Here is a 4,154-nt window from a genome sequence, read left to right on the forward strand (position 1 = left end):
TTCTTTTGTGATTTCGTTTTTGTTAATTGGCATTTTCAGGGCCTCCTTTGGATAATTTTAATGCCTTTTATAAAAAATACAAAACAGTATTCCCAACACAGACGCGTGCGGGAATGTTTAATTTATTATATCACCAAAGGCTTTATGAAGCAAAACAGCAATTTATAAAACCGGGTTCTGTTCAGTTAAACGCCAGCGTCTCCCCGTCTTCAGGCATCAAATATTCCACGCCGCGCTTTGCCAGCAAGCCGCGCATTGTATAACGGGTTATGGATGCATGCGCCACCGTATCCATATGGCTGATGACAATCTGCGCATCCGGTACGGTCCTGGCAACCGCTTCCACATCTTCGTCATTCATGATTAACCGTCCAAAACCGACCAGTTCCGCAGCGCAGGCGTTCAATACCACCACATCCGGCGTAAAAGTCTGCAGCGTCTTTTTTATTTCTGTAGTCCAGATCGTATCCCCTGCAACATACAGTGTCTTTTCCTGTTTTGCCTGAAATAAAACACCGCATGCTTCTCCGCATGGTTCTATCACGCCATGCAACGCCGGTGTCCGGGTGATTGAAACATCACCGCAGGCATACGCGGTTTCCCCTAACACAAGGACCTGTTCAAAGCCGGATGCACGGAACACCTTGCCGTCTGTTTCATTCTGCACCAAAACAGGCACCGTTTTGTCCAACAATCCTCCTACCGTGCCATCCGGCGCCATGTCAACATGGTCAGGATGAATATGCGTTACAATATAATAGTCTACGCCTTTCAGTATTTCCTCTACCGGTTCAGGCAGCGCGCACATTGGCATCGGTATCCCTTCTTTCGCTGTATCCGGAACATGAAACGGATGATTCGGGATATCCAAAAAACATCCCATCCGTCCTTTTTCCAAAAGCCAGGGATCTATCAGAAACGTCTTGCCTGCATATAAAACGCGAATCGTTGCATTGCGAATCTGTTTGATTTCCATAAAGCACCTCCACCGTTTTTTTAAAACATCCGCAAAAAAATCTACGTCTGTAAGAAAAACTGGAATTTGTCAGTCTACTATCTTTATAACTGAACCGGGTCTTGGCTCCTCAATGATAATACTATGGTCGTCGTGTTCCTTTGAATCACTGATTTCAATAAAGCACAGCCTGTCCCTGTCGTAATCCCAGTGCGGGGTTGTATACCAGATATTCATAAGACGGACATACTCCTTTACCTTCTCTTCCCAGCGGCCAGGCGGAAAGCCGGACTTAAGATTCCGCAGGAAGCGCTCAAAACCTGGAAGTCTCGCATCTTCGATGGCATTGTAATCATAATGCCTGTGTTCGATATACAGCCATCTTCCGTCTTCGGCATGATGCCGGTAATACCGCCAGATTTTTGATGTATCGGCTTTTCCCACAAAATGACAGATGCTTTCCAGCTGCCAGTAACGCAGTTCCTCTTCATTTTTGGCACGGTAGACAACCGTGTCCGGTCTTCCGCGTTCTCCCTCCGCCATTACTGTCAGACCGTCCAGATAATAGCCTGAGAAAACGTCAAGCGGTTCATCCGCACAGTCTACCGGAAGATGCGCACGTATCCATTTTTCATCTATTCTCATGACAGCCGCCTCACAAATCACGGTTTATGCTTTCAACCATCCGGCAAGTGCATGAATCTGCGCAATATAGTCTTCACGTTTACATATATCGCCGCGTCCGGGTATCTGCGGGAAGATTAACGCTTTCTTTTCTTCCACGCCTATCTGCGAAAAACCGTCCAACGTCCATTCTGCATATTTTGTCGTCACATCAACCGGGCTTCCCCAAAATGAACAAATAATTGCTCCTTTTTTCCCGCATTTGGAAGAGTTGGTCATCAGCGGATTGTCAAATTTGAAAAAGGGATACCACCGTTCAATAAACAGCTTCGCCTGCGAACAGATCTGCTGATTATAAATCGGCGTAGCAAGTACAATTCCATCGCATCGGTCAATCTCAGGAAGAAGCTTTTGGATATCGTCCTTCTGTACGCACATCTGAGTATCCTTTCCCTGGCATGCCCCACAGGCAAGACAGGGGTTGCATTTCTTTTCACGCATATTAAACACAATCACTTCACAATCTTTCAACTCTTCGGCAAGCATCTTTGTAATTAAATCTGAGTTACCCCCTTTTCTTGGGCTCGCATTAACCAGCAAAATCTTTTTCATGGAAGAACCCCTTTCACATAAAAGTTAATTTGTATTCGTAAACATCATTTTAATTCATTATAACAAAACAGCCGCAGAAAAATCTACAGATATTGAGCAAAACTGCAATTTTCCATACAAAAAAAACAGCCGCGAAAGTTCGTTAAACTTCCACGACTGTCGAATAGGTTACTGTAATAAATTGGAATTTTTTAAAGGCTGCCGTATATATTTTAGTAAGAGGCATTAAAAACAAATCTTTTTGAGGAGGGGAACATTATGCCAATCAACAAAAATGAACTTACAAAAGAAATGATTGAAAAAGCCATGCAGTGCAAGACTTCCGATGAACTGATGACGCTTGCAAACACTGATATTATTATCGTAGAACCAGTGCTGATGCACTCTCGCTAATAATCCTGCTCAGCCCACGCCCCCATCTGTGTTGCGATGATTTTCTTCTTTACCGTAAAGTAGGCAATGGTGATGCCGATGGCGGTGACCAGCCAGCTCAGAGGGTAGACTGCCATCAGTAATCCGAAGTCGGGCCAGCCGGCAAATACGGTATAAACATAAATAACCCGCAATACGCAGATGCCTGCGGTGGTAATGACCGCAGGCAGAAGGGAGAAGCCCCAGCCTCGCAGCGCGCCGGAAAAGACATCCATCACCATGCTGATGAATTCAAAGGAAATGATCCAGCAGATACGCACATAGGCCAATTCCGCTACCACGGGGTCTGCAGTAAACAGGGCTACCAAAGGTTTACGCAGCAAAACGAAGAAAAGTGAAACGAAGATGCTGGCAATGATGCCTTCCAGCATGCACCAGCGGGTGATTCGGATGCAGCGTTTCAGTTTCCTGGCGCCGTAGTTCAGCCCGACAAAGGCCGTGCAGGCCTGGGAGAACCCGGTGAGCACATGGTAGGCCCACATCTCAAAATTCAGGGCGACGGTGGAGGCTGCGATGGCTGCAGAGCCCAGACTGTTTATGGCTACCTGGATGATCATGTTGGAAAGGGAAAACACCATTCCCTGAATGGCGGTGGGGATACCAATCTTCAGCACCTGCATAATCAGGCCGGTATGCCAGTGTATTTTGCTGAAAGACAGGTGAAGCAGGCCCTGTTCCTTCGTAAGATAATAGATAATTAACCCTGCGCTGATTATGTTGGCGATGACAGTGGCAATGGCCACACCGTCCACACTCATGCCGCAGAAGACCACGAAGAATATATTCAGCGCCACGTTGATGAAACCGGAAACGGTAAGAGAGAGCAGGGCTTTTTTTGTGTCTCCGTTGGCCCGGAAGATAGCTGCGCCGAAATTGTAAACCGTAAGAAACGGGATGCCCAGGTAGTAAATCTTCAGATACAGATCCGCCATGTCCAGCACTTCTACAGGCGTGCCCATGAGGCGCAGCACCGGCCGGGCAATCAGAAGTCCGAGGATTCCCAGTATGATACCGAATATAACAGAAAAACAGACAGAGGCATGCAGCGCTTCCTGCGCTGCTTTTTCATTTTTTTCACCCAGCAGGTGGGAGATGACCACAGTGGCGCCTACCGAAGTGCCAACCAGGCAGTTTATGAAAATATTAACAATAGTCGCAGTACTGCCTACCGCAGCCAGAGCCTGGCTTCCGGAGAAACGTCCGATAACGGCGATATCCGCCGAATTAAATAACTGCTGAAATAAACTGGTGAGAGCCATGGGGATGGCGAACACTATAATCTTGTCCCAGATTGAGCCTTCCAGCGCGTTGACGGTTTTGCTGAATATCATGTACTGTTGCCTTTCGGTTAAAGGATTATTTATTATTCTACTGCAACGTGGCTGTGTTGACAAGCCGTTCCCCGTGAACGGATGTATGCAGTTATATAAATCCCAATTCTTAATATATGAGTAGAGGCTTTTAAAGTCTCTGCTCTTTTTTTATGATGAAGGTGATTGGCTAACGTAATTTCCAATTGGGACACCACGCC

Annotated in this window: 5 protein-coding genes; 1 reads left to right on the forward strand and 4 read right to left on the reverse strand. The window is 46.5% G+C overall.

Annotated features, from left to right (window positions below):
• Positions 1-181: 181 nt before the first annotated feature.
• The 3 genes from QZV31_RS12880 to QZV31_RS12890 form a co-directional block, all read right to left on the reverse strand.
• Entirely contained in the window at positions 182-976 is a 795-nt protein-coding gene (locus QZV31_RS12880; RefSeq protein ID WP_093913387.1) for an MBL fold metallo-hydrolase, read from the reverse strand.
• A gap of 69 nt (positions 977-1,045) precedes the next feature.
• A complete protein-coding gene (locus QZV31_RS12885; RefSeq protein WP_295361418.1) occupies positions 1,046-1,600 on the reverse strand; it encodes a hypothetical protein in 555 nt (184 codons plus the stop codon).
• Between the two features lie 24 nt (positions 1,601-1,624).
• Positions 1,625-2,191 carry a flavodoxin family protein gene (locus QZV31_RS12890; protein WP_295361421.1) on the reverse strand — a complete coding sequence of 189 codons (567 nt, stop codon included), beginning with the start codon at positions 2,189-2,191 and terminating at the stop codon, positions 1,625-1,627.
• A 258-nt stretch (positions 2,192-2,449) separates the two neighbouring features.
• Between QZV31_RS12890 and QZV31_RS12895 the strand changes: the two genes are divergently transcribed.
• The gene (locus QZV31_RS12895; RefSeq protein ID WP_295361423.1) at positions 2,450-2,584 is read left to right on the forward strand and encodes a hypothetical protein; all 135 of its coding nucleotides are present in this window, start codon (positions 2,450-2,452) and stop codon (positions 2,582-2,584) included.
• Here QZV31_RS12895 and QZV31_RS12900 read toward each other — a convergent pair.
• Positions 2,581-3,954: an MATE family efflux transporter gene (locus tag QZV31_RS12900; RefSeq protein WP_295361425.1), complete on the reverse strand. Its 1,374-nt coding sequence runs from the start codon at positions 3,952-3,954 to the stop codon at positions 2,581-2,583. The two genes, QZV31_RS12895 and QZV31_RS12900, sit on opposite strands and share 4 nt — an antisense overlap.
• Positions 3,955-4,154 lie beyond the last annotated feature (200 nt).

The organism is uncultured Succiniclasticum sp. (assembly GCF_902793885.1).
In the GTDB taxonomy this organism is placed as follows: domain Bacteria; phylum Bacillota; class Negativicutes; order Acidaminococcales; family Acidaminococcaceae; genus Succiniclasticum.